At 69.5% G+C, this 21,974-nt stretch carries 22 protein-coding genes; 8 read left to right on the top strand and 14 right to left on the bottom strand.

Going from position 1 to position 21,974, the window contains the following annotated elements:
- Positions 1–180: 180 nt before the first annotated feature.
- From BM085_RS18155 to BM085_RS18140, 4 genes are all read right to left on the bottom strand, one after another.
- A complete protein-coding gene (locus BM085_RS18155) occupies positions 181–1,269 on the bottom strand; it encodes an ABC transporter permease (protein ID WP_245789383.1) in 1,089 nt (362 codons plus the stop codon).
- 53 nt (positions 1,270–1,322) lie between these two features.
- Positions 1,323–2,852 carry a sugar ABC transporter ATP-binding protein gene (locus tag BM085_RS18150; RefSeq protein ID WP_218158745.1) on the bottom strand — a complete coding sequence of 510 codons (1,530 nt, stop codon included), beginning with the start codon at positions 2,850–2,852 and terminating at the stop codon, positions 1,323–1,325.
- On the bottom strand, positions 2,849–4,030 hold the full coding sequence (locus tag BM085_RS18145; RefSeq protein WP_093888145.1) for an ROK family protein: 1,182 nt from the start codon (positions 4,028–4,030) through the stop codon (positions 2,849–2,851). The genes BM085_RS18150 and BM085_RS18145 overlap by 4 nt, the downstream gene beginning before the upstream one ends.
- 539 nt (positions 4,031–4,569) lie before the next feature.
- A complete protein-coding gene (locus BM085_RS18140; RefSeq protein WP_093888144.1) occupies positions 4,570–4,782 on the bottom strand; it encodes a hypothetical protein in 213 nt (70 codons plus the stop codon).
- Between the two features lie 370 nt (positions 4,783–5,152).
- Between BM085_RS18140 and BM085_RS43125 the strand changes: the two genes are divergently transcribed.
- Positions 5,153–5,440, top strand: a complete 288-nt coding sequence (locus tag BM085_RS43125; protein WP_012887531.1) for a hypothetical protein — start codon at positions 5,153–5,155, stop codon at positions 5,438–5,440.
- Between the two features lie 456 nt (positions 5,441–5,896).
- A complete protein-coding gene (locus BM085_RS18135) occupies positions 5,897–7,000 on the top strand; it encodes an aminoglycoside phosphotransferase family protein (RefSeq protein ID WP_245789382.1) in 1,104 nt (367 codons plus the stop codon).
- Between the two features lie 386 nt (positions 7,001–7,386).
- Here BM085_RS18135 and BM085_RS18130 read toward each other — a convergent pair whose 3' ends face one another.
- Positions 7,387–7,689, bottom strand: coding sequence for a hypothetical protein (locus BM085_RS18130; protein WP_218158744.1), 303 nt, complete (start codon positions 7,687–7,689; stop codon positions 7,387–7,389).
- 8 nt (positions 7,690–7,697) lie between these two features.
- Between BM085_RS18130 and BM085_RS45260 the strand changes: the two genes are divergently transcribed.
- The 4 genes from BM085_RS45260 to BM085_RS18110 all read left to right on the top strand — a co-directional run bounded on the left by BM085_RS45260 (position 7,698) and on the right by BM085_RS18110 (position 11,892).
- On the top strand, positions 7,698–8,759 hold the full coding sequence (locus BM085_RS45260) for a tyrosine-type recombinase/integrase (RefSeq protein WP_245789381.1): 1,062 nt from the start codon (positions 7,698–7,700) through the stop codon (positions 8,757–8,759).
- Positions 8,760–9,059: 300 nt separating this feature from the next.
- Complete coding sequence (locus BM085_RS18120; RefSeq protein ID WP_093888142.1) at positions 9,060–9,791, top strand: class I SAM-dependent methyltransferase; 732 nt, start codon at positions 9,060–9,062, stop codon at positions 9,789–9,791.
- A gap of 542 nt (positions 9,792–10,333) precedes the next feature.
- The gene (locus BM085_RS18115; protein ID WP_093888278.1) at positions 10,334–10,900 is read left to right on the top strand and encodes an RNA polymerase sigma factor; all 567 of its coding nucleotides are present in this window, start codon (positions 10,334–10,336) and stop codon (positions 10,898–10,900) included.
- Positions 10,897–11,892: a CU044_5270 family protein gene (locus tag BM085_RS18110; RefSeq protein ID WP_093888141.1), complete on the top strand. Its 996-nt coding sequence runs from the start codon at positions 10,897–10,899 to the stop codon at positions 11,890–11,892. The genes BM085_RS18115 and BM085_RS18110 overlap by 4 nt, the downstream gene beginning before the upstream one ends.
- Before the next feature lie 474 nt (positions 11,893–12,366).
- Here BM085_RS18110 and BM085_RS18100 read toward each other — a convergent pair whose 3' ends face one another.
- Entirely contained in the window at positions 12,367–12,729 is a 363-nt protein-coding gene (locus BM085_RS18100) for a nuclear transport factor 2 family protein (protein WP_245789380.1), read from the bottom strand.
- Between the two features lie 282 nt (positions 12,730–13,011).
- Between BM085_RS18100 and BM085_RS46830 the strand changes: the two genes are divergently transcribed.
- A complete protein-coding gene (locus tag BM085_RS46830; protein ID WP_281249853.1) occupies positions 13,012–13,146 on the top strand; it encodes a hypothetical protein in 135 nt (44 codons plus the stop codon).
- A gap of 96 nt (positions 13,147–13,242) precedes the next feature.
- On the opposite strand, the gene BM085_RS18095 is transcribed toward BM085_RS46830, so the two are convergent.
- Positions 13,243–14,139: an SDR family oxidoreductase gene (locus BM085_RS18095; RefSeq protein WP_093888140.1), complete on the bottom strand. Its 897-nt coding sequence runs from the start codon at positions 14,137–14,139 to the stop codon at positions 13,243–13,245.
- Positions 14,140–14,356: 217 nt separating this feature from the next.
- Between BM085_RS18095 and BM085_RS18090 the strand changes: the two genes are divergently transcribed.
- A complete protein-coding gene (locus BM085_RS18090; protein ID WP_093888139.1) occupies positions 14,357–15,415 on the top strand; it encodes an NAD(P)H-dependent amine dehydrogenase family protein in 1,059 nt (352 codons plus the stop codon).
- A 148-nt stretch (positions 15,416–15,563) separates the two neighbouring features.
- Here BM085_RS18090 and BM085_RS18085 read toward each other — a convergent pair whose 3' ends face one another.
- From BM085_RS18085 to BM085_RS18055, 7 genes are all read right to left on the bottom strand, one after another.
- Positions 15,564–16,070 carry a flavin reductase family protein gene (locus tag BM085_RS18085; RefSeq protein WP_093888138.1) on the bottom strand — a complete coding sequence of 169 codons (507 nt, stop codon included), beginning with the start codon at positions 16,068–16,070 and terminating at the stop codon, positions 15,564–15,566.
- Between the two features lie 180 nt (positions 16,071–16,250).
- Positions 16,251–16,772 (bottom strand): NADPH-dependent FMN reductase, encoded by a 522-nt coding sequence (locus BM085_RS18080; protein WP_093888137.1) that lies wholly within the window; start codon positions 16,770–16,772, stop codon positions 16,251–16,253.
- On the bottom strand, positions 16,769–18,097 hold the full coding sequence (locus BM085_RS18075; protein ID WP_093888276.1) for an LLM class flavin-dependent oxidoreductase: 1,329 nt from the start codon (positions 18,095–18,097) through the stop codon (positions 16,769–16,771). Before BM085_RS18075 ends, BM085_RS18080 begins: the two co-directional genes overlap by 4 nt.
- Positions 18,097–18,915: an ABC transporter permease gene (locus BM085_RS18070; protein WP_093888136.1), complete on the bottom strand. Its 819-nt coding sequence runs from the start codon at positions 18,913–18,915 to the stop codon at positions 18,097–18,099. The genes BM085_RS18075 and BM085_RS18070 overlap by 1 nt, the downstream gene beginning before the upstream one ends.
- The gene (locus tag BM085_RS18065; protein WP_093888135.1) at positions 18,908–19,702 is read right to left on the bottom strand and encodes an ABC transporter ATP-binding protein; all 795 of its coding nucleotides are present in this window, start codon (positions 19,700–19,702) and stop codon (positions 18,908–18,910) included. The genes BM085_RS18070 and BM085_RS18065 overlap by 8 nt, the downstream gene beginning before the upstream one ends.
- Positions 19,699–20,709, bottom strand: a complete 1,011-nt coding sequence (locus BM085_RS18060; protein WP_093888134.1) for an ABC transporter substrate-binding protein — start codon at positions 20,707–20,709, stop codon at positions 19,699–19,701. Before BM085_RS18060 ends, BM085_RS18065 begins: the two co-directional genes overlap by 4 nt.
- 212 nt (positions 20,710–20,921) lie before the next feature.
- Complete coding sequence (locus BM085_RS18055) at positions 20,922–21,968, bottom strand: MBL fold metallo-hydrolase (RefSeq protein WP_093888133.1); 1,047 nt, start codon at positions 21,966–21,968, stop codon at positions 20,922–20,924.
- Positions 21,969–21,974: the final 6 nt, after the last annotated feature.

Genomic DNA, 21,974 nt, shown 5'->3' with positions numbered 1-21,974 from the left:
AGGACTGCTTCGGGAAGGCTTTTTCGGAAGGGAGGACCGCTTCGGAACGGCTTTTTCGGAAGGGGACGGATCCGCCTCCGGCAGGGGCCCGAGGGCCGGGGCCGGACGGTGGCGGATCCGGTGGTGAGCGGGCGCCCCCGCCCGCCGCGGGCCCTGACCGGTCCGCGGCGGGCGGGGTCGTCAGGTCGAGGAGCGGAGGCTGCGCCGCTGCAGCAGCACGGCCACCACGATGATCAGGCCCTTGGCGATCAACTGATCACTGGTGTTGAGCCCGTTGAGGATGAACAGATTCGTGATCACCGTGAAGATCAGCAGCCCCAGGATCGACCCCACGATCGACCCCCGGCCCCCGGTCAGCAACGTCCCCCCGATGATCACCGCGGCGATCGCGTCCAGCTCGTACAGATCCCCGTGCGTGGAGGAACCGGTGGTGGTCCTGGCCATGATCAGCACCGCTGCGATGCCGCAGCACAACCCCGACAGCGCGTACAGCCACACCGTGTGCCGCCGCACGTCGATGCCCGCCAGCCGCGCCGCCTCGGGATTGCCGCCCACCGCGTAGGTGCGCCGGCCGAACGTGGTGCGGTTCAGCACCACCCAGCCGGCCACCACCACCAGCGCGAAGACGTAGACCAGCAGCGGCAACCCCAGCAGCCGGGTGGTCGACAACTCCACGATCATCTCGTTGCCCTGCTGCACGAGCTGGGTCTTGCGATCCGACATCCGCTGGGCCAGCCCGCGGGCGGCCACCAGCATCGCCAGCGTCGCGATGAACGGCACCAGCCGCCCATAGGCGATCAACCACCCGTTGACCAGCCCCGCCCCGGCCCCGACCAGCACCGCACAGACGATCATCACCAACGGCCCGTAGGACTGGGTGGCCAGCGTGGTCGCCCACACCGACGCCAGCGCCATCACCGCCCCGACCGACAGATCGATCCCGCCACCGATGATCACGAAGGTCGCGCCGACAGTGATCACGCCGATGGTCGCCGCCAGCGCCAGGATGCTCACCAGGTTGGAGCCGGTGGCGAAGCTGTCCGGCACCGTCACCAGTCCGACCACCGCCAGCAGCGCCAGCGCCGCCACCAGTCCCAGATGCGGCACCTCCCCCAGCCGGGCCGGCCAACCGGGGCGCCCGGCAGACCTGTGCCCGGACGCCTCGCCCCGGCCACGCTCATCGGCGGACGGCTTCACCACCTCCACCGGGCCCTTCGCGTTCGCCGCCGGACTCTCAGCAGCCTCCACCGGGCCCTTCGCACTCTCCATCGGACTCTCAGCAGCCTCCGCCGGGCTCGCGGCGGCCTGGCCTCGCGGGTCGGTCACAGCGCACTGCCTTCCATGATCATGTCCAGTACTCGATGTTCGTCCAGGTCACCGGCGTCGGCCTGGTGGATGATCGTGCCCTCCCGGATCACCAGGACCCGGTCGGCCAGGCCGAGCACCTCGGGTACCTCACTGGAGACCAGCAGCACCCCCACCCCCTTCTCGGCCAGCTCCCGGATCACCGCGTACAGCTCCGCCCGCGCGCCGACGTCCACCCCCCGGGTGGGCTCGTCCAGCAGCAGCAGCTTGCGGCCGTTGAGCAGCCAGCGCGCCAGCACCGCCTTTTGCTGGTTGCCGCCCGACAGCGTCTTGACCGGCCGGTCCGGATCGGGTGGACGGATGTCCAGCGTCTCGACCAGAGCGCGCGCGTCCTCGGCCTCGCGACGCCGATCCAGCCAGCCGAACCGGGAGTACCGGCCGAGGCTGGCCAGCGAGATGTTGCGCGTCACGCTCTGGTCCAGCAGCAGCGCCTGGGCCTTGCGCTCCTCCGGCGCCAGGCCCATGCCCAGCCGGACCGCGCCCGTGGTGCCGCCCCGGCGGACCGGCCTGCCCTCCACGACCACCCGCCCCGAGAAGCGGCGCGCCCCGTAGACCGCCTCGATGATCTCCGAACGGCCCGAGCCGACCAGCCCGGCCAGCCCGACGATCTCCCCCGCCCGGACCGCGAAGGAGACGTCGGCGAACACGCCCGGGACGGTGAGCCCCTCCACCCGCAGCACTTCCTCCCCCGTCGCGGGCCCGTCACGACGCGGCGGGAAGACGTGCTCCACATTGCGGCCGGTCATCAGGGAGACGATCTGCCGGGTCGGGGTGTCTTTGGCCGGCAGGCCCACCGCGACCGTGCGGCCGTCCTTGAGCACCGTCACCCGGTCGCCGATCTGGCGGATCTCCTCCAGCCGATGGGAGATGTAGACCACCGCCACCCCCTGGGCGGTCAGCTCCCGGATGATCCGGAACAGGTTGTCCACCTCGTCATGGGCCAGTGCCGCCGAGGGCTCGTCCATGATGATCAACCGGGTGTCGTGCGACAGCGCCCGCGCCATGCTGACCACCTGCCTGGCCGCCGGCGACAGCCGCCCCACCTGCGTCGTCGGCCGGATCTCCCCGTGCCCCAGCCGTGCCAGCAGCGCCCGGGTCGCCCGGTTGGCCTCCCCCTGGCCGACGAACCCCAGCCGGGCCGGCTCATGGCCGAGGAAGACGTTCTCGGCCACGCTCAGCCCCTCCACCAGGTCCAGCTCCTGGTAGATGGTGGAGATGCCCAGCCGGATCGCCGCGATCGGGCTGCTCAGCCGTACCGGCTCACCGCCCAGGGTGATGGTGCCCTCATCCGGCTGGTGCGCGCCCGCGAGGGTCTTGATCAGGGTGGACTTGCCCGCGCCGTTCTGGCCGAGCAGGCAGTGCACCTCACCGGGCAGCACCTCCAGGTCGACGCCGTCGAGCGCGCGGACACCGGGAAACTGCTTGACGATCCCCTTCATCAGCAACAAGGGGCTGTTTTCGGACATGAGGCCTCGCTGGTTGTTCATGGGGCCGAGAAGACGTGGTCGCTGCAGAGCCGGGCCGCGCCGATCACTCCGGCGCTGTCGCCGAGCTCCGACAGCACGATGGGCAGGTTGCCCGTCGCCAGGGGCAGCGACCGGCGGTAGACGACGCTTCTGATCTCCGCCAGCAGCAGGTGGCCCAGCCGGGCCACGCCTCCGGCGACGATCACAAGGCCGGGGTTGAAGAAGCTGACGAGCCCGGCCAGCACCAGGCCGACCCGGTGCCCGCCGTCACGGATCAGCCGCACCGCCTCGGCGTCGCCCAGCTCGGCCGCCGCGGCGACGTCCTCGCCGGTGAGCGCGCCCGTCCGCCGGAGCCGCTCGCCGAGGTACGGCGAGCGCTCGGCGACGGCCGTGGCCTCCCTGGCGAGGGCGGCACCGCCGAAGTAGGCCTCAAGGCAGCCGGCGTTGCCGCAGGCGCAGATGGGGCCGGTGTCGTCGACGCGGATGTGGCCGATGTCGCCGGCGCTGCCGGAGACACCTCGGTAGATCTTGCCGTCCACCACGATCCCGCAGCCGATCCCGGTGCCGATCTTGACGAAGAGGAAGTCGTCGACCTGCTTGGCCAGCCCCGCGTGGAGCTCGCCGAGAGCCATGATGTTGACGTCGTTGTCGACCACTACGGGACAGCCGAGCTCCTGCCCGAGCGTCTCCCTGACGGGGTACCGGTCCCAGCCGGGCATGATCGGCGGCGCGACCGGCATTCCCTCCCGGAAGCTGACCGGTCCGGGGACGCCGATCCCCGCACCGTGGAGCTGGGTGAACAGTCCCTGACCGCGCAGCTTGGCGAGCATCTCGGTGGCCCGGTCCAGCACGGCCACCGGCCCGTCGCGCACGTCGCAGGGCTCGCTCGCGCGGCCGAGGACCTCCAGGCCGCCGTCGGTGACGGCCACGTCGACCGAGGTGGCGCCGACGTCGACGCCGGCGAACCGCATGGTCGCGGCCAGCCGCACCATGCCCGACCTGCGCCCGCCGCGCGAGGCCGCCAGGCCCGCCTGCTCGACCAGCCGCAGCTCGACCAGCCGGTCGAGTTCGAGGTTGAGCCGGGAGCGGGAGAGCTCGGCCACATCGCCGAGCTCGGCACGTGACCGTGCCCGTTCCCGTAGCAGCCGGAGCAGCGTGGCCTGGTGGGGGTTCTCCGGCCGAGCGGTAACGCGCTTCACAACACCTCCGCATTGGGAGTTGGTGTGCAGAAGCTAACCCTCTTCTGCTCGTGTTGTGAAGGCTTTTAGCGAAAAGTCCGCCGACTTTTGCAGATTTCCACAAAAGTCGGCGGACCTGCCGGTTGCTCCCGGCGCCTCGTACGGGCGTGGTGGACAGCCGCCGGCCGGTCGGCGAGTCGGCGCACGGCTCGATGGCGCCGTCCCCAAAGGAAGCCGCCCCCGGAGGAAGCCGCCCCGAAGGAAGCCGTCCCCCGAGGGAGCCGTCCCCGGAGGGCAAGAGCACCCGGCAGGCCACCGAGGTGATCCCCCTGCGCGCTCATCGGCGAGAAGACCCGGTCGTCGCAGGAGATGTATCCGGGCGCCGGCCTGCTCGCCCCGGGACGCCGGAGATGCATCCGGGCACCCGCCTGCCCGCCCCCGGGACGCCGGAGGAACCGGTGAAGTAGGGGTGCCGGTAAAAAACGCGCCACCAGCCCCAAACAGCAATCGGCGCACCGGACAGAACCTTAGCTCTGTCGGGTCTCCCGAATCACATCCGCTCAGGTCAGCGTCCTAGGACGCCCGAACGCCATGATTCGGCCACTGCCCCCGCCCGATTGTCCGCAGCCGTAACCGCTCCGGCCGCCGCGCAGGTGGCCGAGGCTGACCGGCGAGCCACCCAGGCCGAGGCTGAGGTGGAGCGCCAGCGCGCCGAGGTTGCACAGGTTCGCGCCGATGCTGCCCGCCAGCTCGACACCCTCACGGCCGCGCATGCCGCTCAGGTGGGGGGCAGACCAAGTAAGCCGGAAAGGGCTAATAGCCGTTCCGGTGGTTGAGAGCTGATCTCAGTGCTGGTCTTCCAGTAGCGGGAGCCCGGTGTCTTCCCCCGGTGTGGCAGGCTCCGGCGTCGGTTCGGGACGGAAACCGAACGGACCGGCCTGTCCGGGCAACGTGACCCCGAGCTGGGCGGCGCCTTTGGCCCGGTAAGGAGTGCGGATCACCGGTTGCCTGCTTCCACCGCTCAGCGGTAACTACGCTCAGCGGTAACTAAAGGTGCGTTCTGAGCTAAAGACAGGCTGATCACGGAGTGCCACCCTCGTTTGAGAAGGCCCAACTGGCAGAACTCGAATGAATGGAGAGCGCGTGTCCAGGATCAAGCGCGGCCTCGCCTTCGCGGCGGTGGCCCTCACTCTCACAGCCGGCCCCGCCCTACTCACATCTGCACCGGCCACCGCTGCGACGGCCACCACCACGGCCACCGCAGAGGCGGCACTAGGCCACTACGAATTCGCGGGGAGATACGCGTCCTACGCCAATGGTTATGAAAGATGCCACCTAGATGGCCAGCGCTCTGCCCGCGCCTACCAGTGCCTGAGCAAGTATTATGAGAATGAAGGCTTTTTCTGGACCCTGTGGCTCTGGACAGCATGAGCAACGTGTCAGCAGGCCGTTACCGGGCTCTCACATCCGGCTAAAAGGCCCGGCGCTCGGATCGGTGTCACCAGACGCAAAGTAGCTCAGCATGAGATCTGACCAGACAGAATTTCAATTCTGTCTGGTCACCGGAACCGCATTGTTCCAGGTCACGGCCCTGACTCCGATCGCTCCGCCAATCCGGTCCCTGATGCCGACCCGGGACAGGCCGCCGAAATCCGGCTCTGGCGAGCGGTACGGAAACCCGCGCTGAGCTGGATCAACCTGCCTACTTTGCGGCTCGCCGCAGCTTCGGGAGTCTTGGGCCGGCACCGGCTGGACCGGCCGGACGTTGCCGCGCCTGGTTGGGACGGACTGCTGCCCTCGGACTGACTATCCGAACACACAGGACGGCAGAAGCCCCTGCCGACTACACGTCGGCGGGGGCTTTTTCACGCCAGCCCCCGGCAGTGCATGTCAGAACACCATCCCGGGATTGAGGAACTCGCTCAGATCAAGGAAGACATCCCCGCGCTGGTCCGTGCCGTCAGCCTGCTCACCGCCGAGAACGCCGAGCTGCGCGAACTCCTGGAAATGCCCACGGCCAACGTCGTTCCCCTACGGCCTGATGAGCACTGGCGACAGTGTCGTAACGGGCGGCGAAGCTCCTGGCGTCCGATGGTTTCGGGAGCCACAGAGGGCTCACCGAGGGTGATCGTCCGCCAAAATAGCGGGATGCCCCAACCAGTCCCCGCCGACCTCCTGGAAATCGCTGAAGCACTGGTTCCTGACGCTGCTCTTGCCTCCGCACGCCTTGCCGAGCACGGGAACATGCACCACGTCGTGCTGTTCCCCGGCATCGCCGCCGTGCGTATCAGCAAGCGCCCCAGTGCCGCCGCCGAGCTGCCGCGCCGGGTCGAAATTCTTCGGGCCGTTGCGGCGGCCGGCCTGCCTTTCGCCGTGCCGGAGCCGCTGACTGCGGTGGCCACGTTCGGGGAACGTGCGGCCGTCGCGATTTCGTGGATTGACGGCGAGGGGCTGCCGGAAGGCAACGGGGACCCGGCGGCGTTCGGCCTGCTCTTGGAGGCAGTGGGCAAGGTTGAGATCTCGCCGGAGCTCGAGGCCGTTCTCCACAGGCCGCGCCGGTATGCCGATGGCTTGGGATGGGCCGACATCCTGAACGACGAGATCGTTCCGCGCCTGCCGGCGAAGTGGCGTGACGGAGTTCGGCAGCGGCTGGACACGCTGCTGGCGCTTGAGGAGGTCCCGGCCAGGCTTGTCCACGGCGACCTCGGCGGCAGCAACTTCCACTTCGGCGAGGACGGCAAGCTGACCGGCGTCCTCGACTGGGACATGGCGATTCTGTCGGACCCAGCGATCGACGCGGCACTCGTCGCGGCCTGGCATGGCTGGGACGTCCTCCGGGCCGCTACCGACGAGGAGACCTACCGACGCGCCTGGGCCTGGAACGACGCGGTCGGGGTCGGGCACCTCCACCCGGTGTTTGCCGGCAAACCCTTGTCACGCGTCGACGGTCTCGTCCGGTCCGTCATCGCGTGGTTGGAGGAGCGCGGCTGATGCCATCTCTCCGGATCGGGCGGGGACGGTCCGGGTAGCGGTTTCGATCTCACACAATGCGGGTTGCGTGAGGCCCCGGTCCGCCCGACCAGGGAGAACCGGAGTTTCGATGCGGAAACGACGGGCCTGGGAGGCGGAATTGCCTACCTGGGCCCATGTCCGTTGGTCCACCAGTCAATGGCGATCAGGAACGCTCGAACAGCGAGTGCCGCCCCTTCCCCGAAGACCAGCTTCTTGCGGCGTCGCCGGTGCGCAGCCATGAGAGATATCTCCCTCCTGGGCCCCTGTGACCAAGGAAACGACCGTGGGGCCTGCTTCCGGTCGATCCCTGCAGGAGACCGACCGCTGAGCGGCGATGCTCGGCGACGCGGAGTGGGAGAGACGGTTCAGTGCTGCATCTTCTTGCGGTGCACGCGAATGCTGGCGGGGGCACCGAGGTAGTTGCAGCTCGCTTCGGGGCAGGCCTCCCAGTAGCCCTTCTCCACCGCGGCCTCGCGGACGCCGTTTTCGGGGCCGAAGCCGTGGTGGGCGATGAGTCGGGCGACGGAGTTGTCGTACCGGGCCGCCAGGAGGGCGGCTTCTGCGATCTTGTCGTGTCCCTGGGAGAAGAAGGAGCCGAGACCAACTTCGGTCCCACATCCACACCAGCACGTACCTGTCGGCATCAGGCGGGGTTCGCTCTTAGGCATACCTTCAAGTGACCGAGTTGGTACGGCTGGCACCTGGCACCACGACCTCGGCGACCATCGCCGCGGCGCACACCGCCGATCGGGAGCTGAGCGAGGCGGCCCGCGCCCGGGTCGCCGGCGGACTGGCCGACAACACCAGCCGTGCCTACGCCCGCGACTGGGAGACTTTCACCGCCTGGTGCGCCAAGCACCATCGCACGCCGCTGCCCGCCTCGGCCGAGACGCTCGCCGAGTACGTCACCCATCTGGCCGCCACCCCGACCCGGCGCGGCACGCCCCCGGCGCCGTCGACGATCGAGCGGGCCCTGGCATGCGTGCAGTCCCGGCACAAGAAGGCCGGGCTGACCGTGAACGCCGAGGGCGGCCGCCTGGCCCTGCGCGCCTACCGCAAGGAGCGGGCCAAAGCCGGGACACGCACCCGCAAGGCGCCGCCGGCCGAGCTCGACCTGCTGCGCCGGATGATCGACGGATGCGACCCCGCCACCCTGGCCGGCCTGCGCGACCGCGCCACCCTGGTGCTCGGCTTCGCCCTGATGGGCCGCCGCTCGGAGCTGGCCGCCCTCGACTTCGGCGACCTGGCGCTGACCGCCGACGGCCTGGAGGTCACCATCCGCCAGTCCAAGACCGACCAGGACGCCCGCGGCGAGGTGGTGCCGCTGCCCTACGGTTCGCACCCCGGCACCTGCCCGGTGCGCGTTGTGCAGGCCTGGAGTGCCGCCCTGGCCGAGCACGGCATCACCGCCGGGCCGCTGCTGCGCGGCATCGACCGGCACGGCCGCATCACCACCGGCCACTCCGGCGCCTCGGGCAAGGCAGCGGCGCGGATGAGCGGGCACGGCCTGAACCTCATCGTGCGCCGCGCCGCGACGCGGGCCGGCCTTCCGAACGCCGAGGCCTACACCGCCCACTCGCTGCGCTCCGGCGGGGCCACCACCGCCGCCAAGAACGGGGCGCCCGTCTCGGCGATCGCCCGGCACGGCCGCTGGTCGGAGAAGTCCCCCGTGGTGCACGGCTACATCCGCTCCGCCGACAAGTGGCGCGACAACCCCATGCGGGGAATCGGCCTGTGACCCCGATACCGTGCAAAGTTGCAGCAGATACAACACTCGGCATGATCGGCTACAACTCATCATGCCTAGTCATACGCGTATAGGTAGTTGCTTTGTCGTTGACTCAGACCGCGTTGGCCAAGGAGGTGACGGCATCCATGATTGACCTCAACCATGTTGCATTAGATGCAACGGAGGTGACTTGTGGTGCAAGCGACCGATTTGCCTGGTGCCGCGCATCTGGAGTTGGTAGGGGAGTGATCCATCTTGATCCGGCATAATTCGGTTGGCTGTCGTCGGCCGTGTGTGGATACTGCCGGAATGTTCTCTGATGCTGAGGCCGCAGCTCTCTACGACGTGATGAACCCGTGGGCCCCCGCCCGATACCCCGAGGTCGTCTTCTGCACCGAACTCGTGATGGCGGCCGGCGTCGTACTGGATCTCGGCTGCGGCACCGGGAGCATGCTGCACTACGCCCGCGACCTTGGTCACACCGGACGTCTCGTCGGTCTCGACCCCGACCAGGGCATGCTGGATCGGGCCAGGCGCCGCGCCGACATCGAATGGGTCTCCGGCGTCGCCGCCGACGCCGCCTGGGACAGGGAGTTCGACCTGGCCACGATGACCAGCAACGCCTTCCAGTGCCTGGTCACCGACGACGAACTGTGGGCTTCCCTGATCGCGATCCGTACCTCGCTCCGTGACGGTGGCCAATTCGTCTTCGGCACCCGCCACCCGCAGGCTCGCGCCTGGGAAAGCTGGAACCCCTCGAACGCCTTCGACATCGAAGATGCCACCGGACGCAAGCTACGCATGTGGCATGAAGTTGAGTCTGTCGTTGGCGATGTCGTCACGTTCACCGAGACCACCGCCGAGCGCGACGACACAGTCCTCCGCGTCGACCGGACAAGCCTGCGCTTCCTCGACGTCCCGGCACTGGCCACGTTCCTGACCGAGGCCGGGTTCACCATCGAGGATCAGTACGGCGACTGGCACCGGGGTCCCATCACCGAAACCAGCCGCGAGATCATCACGATCGCCCGCCGCATTTGAACCAGCACCCGACACCAGATGGGAATACTGCACACTTCGAATAAGTGCACTTCACCAGTCAAGCACGCGAACATCAACGGGATGAGGGTCTGGCTACAGCTCCCCGGGCACTCCCCCGCCCGAGGGTTTCGTGACATATGAGACACCCCTACGCGTGCGCGGGTAAAGGTGTCGGACCGGAGCCTGTGACCTGCAACGCAGCTTGACCGGGAATCCGCAACATTATTTGGCCGCATGTCATCCGTAGTGCCATCGTTATCTGGGGTTATTTGGGTGACTCCGATGTCTTCAGCCCCGACCCCTCGCCGCCCGCTAGGTAGCGCCTTCGCCATCTGCACCGAATGGCATCCGGCCGGTCTCCATCAGGCGGTCCCGTGGGGCGTGATCCCGATTCGCGTTCCGACGCCGTCCCATAGGGGTGGCTCGGCCCCCACCGATGAGTTTCCGGCTCCCGCCAAGGCGTGGTGAGTGGACGTCGTGAACACTTGTCTCCTGATCGGTGAAGAACCGGGTGTGAACCCAAGGATCGAGAGGTGACCTCGATGTCACGCGCGCTGCCGGCCCAAGCAGCGGACGCCGTGATCATCGAACAGTCCCGGCGGGAGCCCGAACGCTTCGCCGCCATATTTGACCGCTACTACCCCGAGATCCACGGCTACGCCGCGCGCAGGTTAGGCCAGGGCCTGGCCGACGATGTCGCTGCGGAGACGTTCCTCATCGCCTTCGACAAACGGGCAGGCTACGACGTCTCCCGCGCCAACGCGCGGCCCTGGTTGTACGGCATCGCCTCCAACCTCATCGCCCGCCATCACCGCGCCGAACTGCGCCAGTACCAAGCCCTGGCCAAGGCGGGCGCCGACAGCCCCGTGGAAGACCACGCCGACCAGGTCGCCGGGGCCGTCGACGCGGGAGCCCGCACGTCCCGGCTCGCCGAGGCACTCGCCGAGATCGCCGATCGCGATCGGGACGTGCTGCTCCTGGTCGCCTGGGCGGAGCTGACCTCCGAGGAAGCGGGCAGCGCGCTCGGCATCCCGGCCGGAACGGCCCGCTCACGACTGCACCGGGCCCGCAGGAGTCTCCAAGCCGCACTGGAAAGGGACGGATCATGAACGACCTCGAGAGACTGCGCGAGGACTGGGCGCGTCCGGCGCCGCCGGCCCCCGACGCCCAAGCCGCCGCCCGAGCGGCTCTCATGGCCCGAGCCCACCATCCGCGTCGCGGGCGCGGATGGGCGACCCGGGCGCTGGCGGTGGCCGCCGCCGCCGTGGTCATCGCTACCGGGGTGAGCGTGTTCCAGGGAGAGCGCACGCTGCCCGCCGCCAACGCTCAGGTGGTGCTGACCAGGATCGCGGCGGCCGTACAGGAGAAGGAGTTCACGCCGCCCCGCGACGACCAGTGGATCTATACCGAGAGCCGTGACGCGGCCTGGGGCAAGGATATCGGCCAAGGCGAACGGATCACCCCGCAGACACCGCTGCCGGAGACGGTCGAACCGTTCTGGACCCGGGCCGACGGCAAACGGGTCGGCTACCTGGTGAACGGCAAGCTGCAGACCTCCAATCCCGGCGAGAGGACGCCGGAGAACACCTATGCGCTGCTGGCCTCGCTGCCGACCGACCCCGACGCGCTCCTGGCCAAATACCGCGAGCTCTACCGGGAAGCGAGCGGCCCTGCCCACGACGAGTGGATCTTCCTGCGGTTCGCCGTGACCCTGAGCCAGAACCTCGTCACCCCGGAGCATGAGGCCGCGATCTTCCGGGCGATGGCCAAGCTGCCCGGGGTGACGGTGGACGAGACGGCGACCGACACCGAGGGACGGTCGGCGCTGTCGATCTCCCAGGTCGCCGAAGACTATCTCAAGGTCGAAATTCTCCTGGACCCCGTGACCTACGCCTACCGGGCGCGACGGGAGACGGCGATCGCCGACCACGAGGAGCTTAATCCCAAGCCGAACAACCGCAGCCGGATGCCCATCCCGGTGGACGACAAAGGGGTTCCCGTTCCCCGTTACCTGGCATGGAGCATCGAGAAGGGAACGACCTGGTCGATCTCGACCCGCGTCGCGATAGGCGTCGTGGACCAGGCCGGGGAGCGGCCATGACCCTTTGCATGCCGTGCTCAGGCGAGAGTTGAGATCTTCGACCAACGCCTCGGCCGGCGCCAATGGGGCGCGTCTCGAATCCACGCTTTCGAGACGCGCCCCGGGCGCACCCCGGCAGCGACATCCCTGCAGGTCGGCCAGTCTCATAAGTTGGTCTCGAACGAACCAGGTGTCCCCGGTGAAGGTCGCCTCGTCGAACACGGCGCCCCCCAGCATCTGAGCAGGGCTCTAGCCCCTAGGGGCACTGGCCAACGTAGGCCACCGGTCGAGCTCCACCACCCGCTGCCCGACTCCGGGATGCTCCAGCGGCCCGAAGACCTCGCCGCGTTCCTGGTCGCGGTCTTCCCACTGATCGCCACCCCCGGCGCCAGCCTGGCCCTGCTGACCCGCCAGGTCACCCACGAGGGCCACCGCCGGTCGAACCTCGCCGGCGACCATCCGGCCGGCCGGTCGTCGGACAACGTGTCGGCTATGTCAATCGGTCGTGCCGGCGTGCACGGCGATGATTCGCCAGCCGTGCGTCTCGTCGTACAGCCAAGTACGGGTGTAGCGCATCCTGGCCGCGAACGGCGCACCGGAGACGGTCCCTTCGACGGTGCCGAGAAACCACGTCACCCCGGTGTGCCCATCGGCGAGCACGGTCAACTCCTCCTCGGCCACCTTCGTCAGCACCTGCGTCCGAGTGCGGTGCAGCTCCAGGTCGTCCGCCTTGGTCGCAACGTTCGCACCGAAGGTAAAGATCAGCCGATCATCCAGCAGCCGATCCAGCGCCTCGACATCTCCAGCGAGCTGCGCGGCCTGGAGCCGGCGCTCGGCGTCCCGCAAGTTCTCCATCATGAGGTCCACCCTCCCAGCCGGCACCGTACCCGCGCCAGGACGTTCACGCTCGGCTGATCTTTGCAGTCCGATCCAGGGACTCCGATCGTCGGTGAGTGGGTGCCGGGTTCAGCAGGCTTCCCGACAGGCGTTGAAGTGGTGCGCGGCGGCCCGGAAAATCAGACCGTCGCGAGTTCGCCACAGCCTGCGGAACCACGAGCGGGCACATCCGCTACATCCTCGACGAGCACCCCGTCGATCGACCGATCCTGACCATCAGTCCCCACAGGTGAGGAAACCGCCATGATCGTGAGACAGTGCGGAAACCCGCAGGTCAAGATGTCACGAAGACTGAGACCCTACACATTCAAGACCGTCGTCACCGGGATCACCGCGGTCGTCCTGCTCGCCCTGGGCATCCGGTCAGCCGTGACGTAGCGGGGCCACCGGATCCGGGTGAGCCCGGACCGCGGAGCCCGGACCGCGGAAAGGGCGCCCGCACCTGCGCGGACGCCCTTTTTCGCGGTCATCCGGTCAGAGCATGGCCTTCATGGAGGCGGACGCCTGCTGGCCGAGGGCGATGGGGGTCAGGTACGGCTGCTCGGCCATGATGGCCTCCCAGTTGTCCCGGATGTCCTCGACCGTGTGGTCGTCCTGCCGCCAGCCGGGCCCCTCGGCCACGAAGACCCGGGCGATCCGGCCGCCGCCGACGCTGAAGACCTCCCCGCTGGTCTCGCAGGACTCGTGCGCCAGGAACGTCACCAGCGCGCTGACCCGCTCCGCGGTGAACTTGGCCTCGAACTCGGCCGGCAGCAGCGCCTCGGTCATCCGGGTCCAGGCGACCGGCGCGATCGCGTTGGCCTTGATCCCCGCCCTGGCGCCCTCGATGCCGAGCGTCTTGGTCAGGCCGACCAGGCCCATCTTCGCCGTGGAGTAGTTGGCCTGGCCGAAGTTGCCGAACAGTCCGGCGGGCGAGGAGGTGTTGACGATCCGGCCGTAGCCCTGCTCCTTGAGGTACGGGAAGGCCGCGCGGCTCACCAGGAACGAGCCGCGCACGTGGACGGCGAGGACCTGGTCGAACTCCTCGACGCTCATCTTGCCGAAGGACTTGTCGCGCAGGATGCCGGCGTTGTTGACGACGACGTCCAGCCGCCCGAAGGCGTCGATCGCGGCCCGCACGATCGCCTGGGCGCCCTCCGGGGTCGCGACGTCGTCGGTGCTGGCGACCGCCTCGCCGCCGTTCTTGTTGATCAGCTCGACCACGTCGGCGGCCGGGCCGGTGGAGGCACCCGTGCCGTCCAGCGCGCCGCCGAGGTCGTTGACGACGACCTTGGCGCCGCGCTCGGCCAGCGACAGCGCGTGTGAGCGACCGAGACCGTGCCCGGCGCCGGTGATGACCGCGACCTTGCCGTCAAACCGCAGCTCTGACATCCGCACTCTCCCACGAGAACATAGTTCTGTTTTCCTTGAACCATAGCCTGCCGGTCCCCGCAGGACCATGACGAGAGACGACAGGCTGCCGAATCGTCGCGGATAGTGATCGGGCGCGTGAATTTCTGTTAAAGTTTCTGCCCCGAACAGGGCGAGGGTCAACGACGACACTCCTCCCAGCACGGCCCCGCCCAGAGACCCGGGCTGGAGGCAACGCATGCCCTCATCTCCGCCCCTCCGAGTGATCCAATGGGCCACCGGCGCCGTTGGACGCTACTCACTGCGCGCCCTGATCACCCGTCCGGAGTTCGATCTCGTCGGGGTCCTCGTCTACGACCCCGACAAGCTGGGTCAGGACGCCGGCACGCTCGTCGGACTGCCCGCGACCGGAGTCACCTGCACCGACGACGTCGACGAGATCCTCGCCACCGAGGCCGACTGCGTGCTGCACATGCCGCTGCCCGCCTCCTACTTCGGCGGCGACCACCCGAGCGACGTGGAGACGATCTGCGCCCTGCTCGCCTCGGGCAAGAACGTCGTCACCACGACCGGGTTCGTCTACCCCCAGTGCTACGGCCCCGGCGTGGTGGAACGCCTGGAGGCCGCCTGCCGCGCCGGGAACGCCTCCCTGCACGGCACCGGCATCAATCCCGGCTTCATGAGCGACCTGCTCCCCCTCGCCCTGACCGGGCTGTCCAACCGGATCGACCACATCTACGTCCGCGAGTCCTCCGACTTCCGGGGCCACCCGTCCCGCCAGATCGTGGTCGACCTGTTCGGCTTCACCCGCTCGGCCAAGGACTACGCCGCCGCCGTCCGCCCGTTCCGCGCCTTCCAGCGCTCGCTGTTCGCCGAGAGTGTGCAGTTCGTGGCGGGCAACCTCGACGTGACCCTCGACGAGGTCGAGGAGAGCGACGAGTTCGAGCTCGCCGCCGAGGAGTTCGAGATCGCCGCGGGCATGGTCAGGGTCGGCACCGTGTGCGCCTCCCGCTGGACGTTCACCGGCCTCGTCCGCGGCCGCCCCTTCATGACCGTGGAGTGCGTCTACAAGGCCGACGCCACCAAGGTGCGCCGCTGGCCCGAGCCCGGCTTCACCGTCCACATCGAGGGCGTCCCCCAGATGACGCTCGCCGTCGAGGAGATGTCCCACGGCCTGGCCGGCGCCGCCGCCCACGCGGTCAACACGGTGCCCGCCCTCTGCGCCGCCCCGCCCGGCATCCGCACCCTCCTGGACCTGCCCCTCGCCACCGGCCGGGGCACCGTCCGTCTCACCTGACCGCGCCCGCCCGGGACGGCGTCGCCACCGGCCGCGGGATCGGCTGCCCCCGATGCGCGGGCGTCCGCGACGGGCCGAGCTTCGACGGCCGCCGCCGACCCGCCGTCCATGGGGGAACGCCCCGGACGAGAGGCGTTCCCCCGCGGGGTCAGGGGTGCGGGATGAAGCGGCCGAAGCGTCCCTGGTGGTAGAGGAGCGGGCGGCCGCCGGGGTCGAGGTTGGTCTCGGTGACGAGGCCGACCACGAGGACGTGGTCCCCTATGTCGACGGTGGAGTGCGGGGAGCAGATCAGCTGGGCGGACGCGCCGTTCAGAAGGGGGACGCCCAGCGGGCCGGGCCGCCAGGAGGTCGGGGCGGCGAAGCGGTCGACGCCCTTGCGCGCGAACCGGGAGGCCAGCTCGGCCTGGTCGCTGGCCAGCACGTTCACCGCGAAGTGGTCGGCCTGGCGGAGCCAGGGCCAGGTGGTCGAGGACTGGTCGACGTAGAAGGAGACCAGTGGGGGCGCGAGACTGACCGAGGAGAACGAGGTGGCCGTCAGGCCGGCCGGGATCCCCTCGGACTGCGCGGTGACCACGACCACCCCGGCGGCGTGGACCGCCAGCGCCTGCCGGAACCGCTCGCCGTCGACCGCCCGGCCGGGCAGGGTCTCGGTCATGAGTCCTCGTTCGGGAAGCCGGGGGGACGCGTGGGCTCGTGGGACCTCGGCGGCTCATCGAACATCATCAAGGTGCTCCGCCTTCCGGCTACCTCGCTCCGCCCGATCACGTTTCCTCCTCGGCGGCATGAAACACGCTTATGGTCGGCAACCCATTCATAACCCCATCTCTTCCCGATGTCATGCCGGAGCTCCTTCCCTGAGCGCCGCGGCGACCTGAGGAACGACCCGTCCGGCCCAGCGGCCGAGAACGGCGTCGAGGTCGGGGATCTCGGACTCCAGCAGCGCCAGACCCGGGGTGGGGACCGTGGCTCCCAGCTCGACCAGGAGCGGCCGGAAATGGACCTCCACCGCCAGGGCATGCCGCGCGTCCCCCATCACCAGCAGCGGCAGCGCGACGGTGGCGGCCAGCGCGCCCCCCGGCAGCCGGTCGAGGAAGGTCTTGAGCAGGCCGGTGTAGGTGCCCTTGTAGGTCGGGCTCGCCACCACCAGGACGCTCGCCTGGGTGAGGATCTCCAGCGCGGCCTCCACGGCGGACGACGCCTCCGGCGCGAACAGCAGGGGGGCGAGGGCGGACAGGTCGACGATCTCGGACGGCCCCTCGCGGCCGATCCGCCGGGCGATGGTCCGGGTGGCCTGGACGGCCACGTCATACGTGCGCGACCCGGCTCGCGGGTTGCCCACCACGGTCACGATGCTCATGAAGCCACCGGCGCCTTCTGCTCGAAACGGGATGCCGGACGCGCCAGGCCGTAGTTCTGGCGCAGCGTGCGGCCTTCGTACTCGGTGCGGAACAGGCCACGGACCTGCAACTCGGGTACGACGTGGTCGACGAAGTCCTCCAGGCCGCTCGGCAGGACCGGCGGCATGATGTTGAAGCCGTCGGCGGCGCCGCTGGTGAACCACTTCTGGATCTGGTCGGCGACCTGCTCGGGAGTGCCGGTGACCACGCGGTGCCCCCGGCCTCCGGCCAGGCGGTTGATCAGCTCCCGCAGGGTCAGCCGCTCGCGCCGGGCGAGATCGGTGACGAGCTTGAACCGGCTCTGCTGGCCGTCGGCCGGTGGGGACACCTCGGGCAGGGGGCTGTCGAGCGGATGGCCCGACAGGTCCACGCCGAGGATCCCCGAGAGCTGCCGCACGCCGTACTCGGGGATGATCAGCTCTTCGAGCTCCTTCTCCAGCAGGAGCGCCTCCCGCTCGGTGGAGCCGATGATCGGCGAGATGCCGGGGAGGATCAGCAGCTCGTCTCCGCGCCTGCCGTACCGGCCGAGACGGGACTTGAGGTCGGCGTAGAACTCCCGGCCCTCCTGGAGGGTCTGCTGCGCGGTGAACACGGCCTCGGCGAAGCGGGCGGCGAACTCCTTGCCGTCCTCGGAGGAGCCGGCCTGGACCAGCAGGGGGTGGCCCTGCGGGGGGCGGGAGGTGTTCAGCGGGCCCCGGACCCGGAAGTGGTGGCCGGCGTGGTCGAGGGCGTGGATCCTGGTGGTGTCGGCGTAGTCCCCGCTGCGGCGGTCGCCCAGGATCGCCCCGTCCTCCCAGCTGTCCCAGAGCTTGGTGACGACCTCCAGGAACTCGGCGGCGCGGTCGTAGCGGTCCTTGTGGGCGGGGCGTTCGACGCCGAAGTTGTGCGCCTCGGCCTCGCTCGCCGAGGTGACGATGTTCCAGCCGGCCCGGCCGCCGCTGATGTGGTCCAGCGAGGCGAACTTGCGGGCCACGTGGAACGGCTCGTTGTAGGTGGTGGAGACCGTCGCGACCAGGCCGATGTGCTCGGTCGCGGTGGCCAGCGCCGCCAGCAGCGTGAGGGGCTCCAGCCCGCCGAGCGCGTTGTGCCTGACGTCGCCCCACAGGGCCAGGCCGTCGGCGAGGAAGACCGAGTCGAGCCTGCCGCGCTCGGCGATCCGGGCGAGCTCCTGGTAGTGCCGGACGTCGGCGATCCTGGCGGGTTCGGTGCGCGGGTGCCGCCAGGCGGCCTCGTGGTGGCCGACGCCCATCAGGAAGGCGTTCAGATGCAGTTTCCGGGTGGCCATCAGGTGGTCCTCCACGTCGAGAAGCGGCGCTCCAGACGGACGAGGAGCTGGTTGAAGAGCAGTCCGAGCACGGAGATCGTGAGGATTCCGGCGTACATGTCGGGCACCCGGAAGTTGAACTGGGCGTAGGTGATCAGGTAGCCCAGGCCGGCCTTGGCGCCGACCATCTCGGCGGCGACCAGCACGAGGATCGAGTAGGCCCCGGCGAGCCGGATGCCGGTGAAGATCGTGGGCACCGCGGCCGGGAGGATCACCTTCTGGAACAGCCGGACCGGGCGGAGCCCCATGGACCGCGCCGACTTGATCAGCAGGGGGTCCACGCTCTTCACCCCGGCGACCGTGTTGAGCAGGATCGGCCAGGCGCAGGCGTACAGGATGATCGAGATCTTGGAGGTCTCGCCGAGCCCGAGGATGAGCACGAACACCGGGAGCAGGGCGAGCGCCGCGGTGTTGCGGAACAGTTCGAGCACCGGGTCGAGCAGCTCGGCCACCGGCTTGTACCAGCCGATCAGCAGGCCGAGGGGGATGGCCACGACGATCGCCAGGGCGAATCCGGCCAGGGACCTGATCAGGCTGGCCTGGGTGTGTTCGAGCAGCTCCCCGGACAGGAGCAGGTCCCACCAGGCCACCAGGACCTCCGACAGCGGCGTCAGGAAGGTGGGATCCACCACCCGCAGGCGGGGCAGGCTCTCCCAGAGCGCGGCGAGCACGCCCAGGGCGGCGACGCGCCGGCCCGCCGTCGCGGCCAGGCGTCCCAGGCCGGCGGAGACGCCGGCCGGGAGACCGGCGGCGGTGACGCCGGTCGAGAGGCTAGCCAACGTGGACCACCTCCTCCGTTCTGGCGGCCGCGACCTCGTCACGGAGCAGCGTCCACACCTGGTGCCGGTACTCGCCGAAGCGCGCGTCGGCCCGCAGGTCTCCGTCGCGGGAGTCGAACTCGACGTCGACGACCCGCTTGATCCGGCCGGGCCGGGAGGTCATGACCGCGACCCGCCGGCCGAGATAGACGGCCTCGTCGATGCCGTGGGTGATGAACACGATCGTCTTGCCGGTCTTCTCCCAGATCCGCAGCAGCTCCTCCTGGAGGGACTCGCGGGTCTGCGCGTCCAGCGCGGCGAACGGCTCGTCCATCAGCAGCACGTCCGGGTCGAAGGCGAGGCTCCGGGCGATGGCCACGCGCTGGCGCATGCCTCCGGACAGCTCGTGCGGATAGCGCTCCTCGAACCCGCGCAGCCCGACCAGGTCCAGATAGGACCTGGCCCGCTCGGCGCGCTCCTTCCTCGGTACGGCTTTCGCCGCCAACCCGAACTCGACGTTGGACAGCGCGGTGCGCCAGGGGAACAGCGCGTACTGCTGGAAGACGATCCCCCGGTCCAGGCCGGGGCCGTCGACGGGGGCGCCGTCCAGCAGGATCCGGCCGCTGGTCGGCTCGGTCAGCCCGGCGAGCAGGTCGAGGAGGGTGGACTTGCCGCAACCGCTCGGCCCGACGAGGGTGAGCAACTCCCCGGCCCGCACGTCGAGGGTGACGTCGTCGAGCGCGGTGAACGGCCGGCCGGCGCCGCGCACGCGGAACTCCTTGCCGACTCCCTGGATCTGGATCTTCATCGGGTGCCTCCGAACGGGTTGTAGGCATTGGTGAAGAGGTCCTCGGCCCTGACCTGACCCTTCTTGATCTCGCCCTCGCGCTCCAGCCAGTCGACCCAGGTCTGGAACTCCCTGGCGTCGATCACGCCGCCCTTGTTGGCCACCCCGCTGCTCTTCCAGAACTCGATGGCGGTGGTGTCCTCGTTCCGCTTCCGCTTGGCGATGATCTCTTTCGCCTTGGCGACGACCTCTTCGCGGGAGTGGGTCCGGGTCCACTCGACGGCCTTGGCGAAGGCCTCGACGAACTTCTTCGTGGTGTTCGGGTTCCGCTCGATGAACCGCTCGGTGAGCACGACGCTCCCGGCGGTGAAGGGGCCGAACAGGTCGACGTCCTTGAAGAGCGGGCGGATCCCGCCGCGCAGCAGCGCCTTGTCGCGGAGGATGCCGCTCAGCGCGGCCACGTCGATCCGGCCCTGGCGGAGCGCCTGCTCGGTGTTGACCGGTGGCACGACGACCAGTTCGACCTGCTTGATCTCGCCGGGGGTCAGCCCGCCGCGCTTGAGGTACTCCTTGAGCGCCGCCTCCAGATGGGCGCCCAGGGTGTTGACCCCGATCTTCTTGCCGATCAGGTCGCGCGGGCCCCTGATCGGTGAGCCGTCGGCCACGAAGTAGCCGATGTAGCTGTCCTTGTCGCTGCCGTAGTAGCCGATCACGGCCTTGATGGGGGCCCTGGCCGCGACCAGCTTGACGATGGCGCCGTTGAAGGCGCCGCCGAAGTCGGTCTGACCGGTGGCCGCGGCCTGGATGTCCTGCGGACCGGAGATCGTGTTGCCGATCCACGTGAGCTTGATGGGGCCGAGGTAGCCGAGCTCCTCGGCGAACTCGGGGAAGGTGACGGCGCCGACGCTGCCCTGGTAGCGGAGCTCCAGGGTCTCGGGGCCGCCGGGTTCGGCGGCGGCCCGCGCGCCGCAGGCGGTGAGGAGCCCCACCAGCAGCACGGAGAGAGGGACTTGTCTGAGCTTGATCACGATTGACGTCCTGAGAAATGAGGGGACGGTGGAGTCGGTTCGTGATCACGGACACTGGGCGCTGGACACTCGACAGAAGTCGACATGTGCACACCGGGTCAGATAGAGGCCCATACCGGAGAAGCTACGCACGACTCGGCACTAAGTCAATATTTCCTACTTGTTTTGCATGAAATGCTTTGGAGGGAATCGACACCCGACCCCACCAGGGATTACGCGGGAAACCACAGGTCGGGCTCACCGGCGACCCGGCGCAGCCGGCCCCTGGCCTCCAGCCAGACCAGGTGGGCCAGCGTCTCGTTGTTCGCCCCCCGGCGCATGAACGGCGGGATGGTCTCCCACGGGCGCGCCCACCTCAGCCCGGTCGCCGCGCCCCAGCAGGTGACCCCGTCCCCGGCGCCGACCACCGCCTCGATCTCGGCCAGCCGCTCCTCGTGGTGGGCGATCACGTGGTCGACCCGGTCGGCCAGCTCCAGGAACCGGTACTCGTGCGCGGGCAGCACCTCGTCCACGTCGAACTTGCGCACCGCCGCCAGCGCCTCGAGGTAGTCGGCGAGCGGGTTGGGCGCGGACTGCGGATGGACCGCCACGATGGGCGTGATCCGGGGGAGCACGTGGTCGCCGGAGAACAGCAGCCGCCGCTCCTGCTCGACGAAGCACACGTGCCCCGGCGAGTGACCGGGGGTCCAGACCGCCCGCAGGTCCCAGCCGGGCAGGCCGAGGAGGTCGCCGTCCTCGACCAGCCGGTCGGGCCTGGCCATGGTCACGTAGTGCCGGAGCGCCATCGAGGCCCCGGCCAGCTCGTCCAGCAGGGGCGACGGCACCCCGGACCGCACCAGCAGCAGGCGCTCCCGCGCCACCAGGTCGTCGATTCCGGCCTCGTCGTAGCGGTCGCGCAGCAGCCGGGAGTCCGCCGGGTGCAGCCCGATCCAGGCGCCCGACACCTCGCGGATCCGGCCGGCCAGCCCGTAGTGGTCGGGGTGGATGTGGGTGACCAGGACGGCCTTGACGTCGGTCACCTCGTATCCGGCGGTCCCGAGCCCGGCGGCCAGCGCGCCGTACGCCTCGTCGGTGTCCCACCCCGCGTCCACGATCGCCACCCCGTCGGGGAGTTCGAGGGCGTAGACCAGCACGTAGCGGAGAGGGTTGATCGGGATCGGCACCGGGATCGACCAGAGCCCCGGCCGCACCCGTTCCACCTCGGGAAACCCTCCGCCTCGCCATGCCGCGCGCTGCGCCTCGTTCGCCGCCGTCACCATGTCCCC

Origin of the sequence: Streptosporangium canum (assembly GCF_900113865.1) — a bacterium.
GTDB classification, from domain to species: Bacteria; Actinomycetota; Actinomycetes; order Streptosporangiales; family Streptosporangiaceae; genus Streptosporangium; species Streptosporangium canum.
The sequence above is the reverse complement of the archived record's forward strand: the minus strand, read 5'-3'. Positions and strand labels throughout refer to the sequence as shown.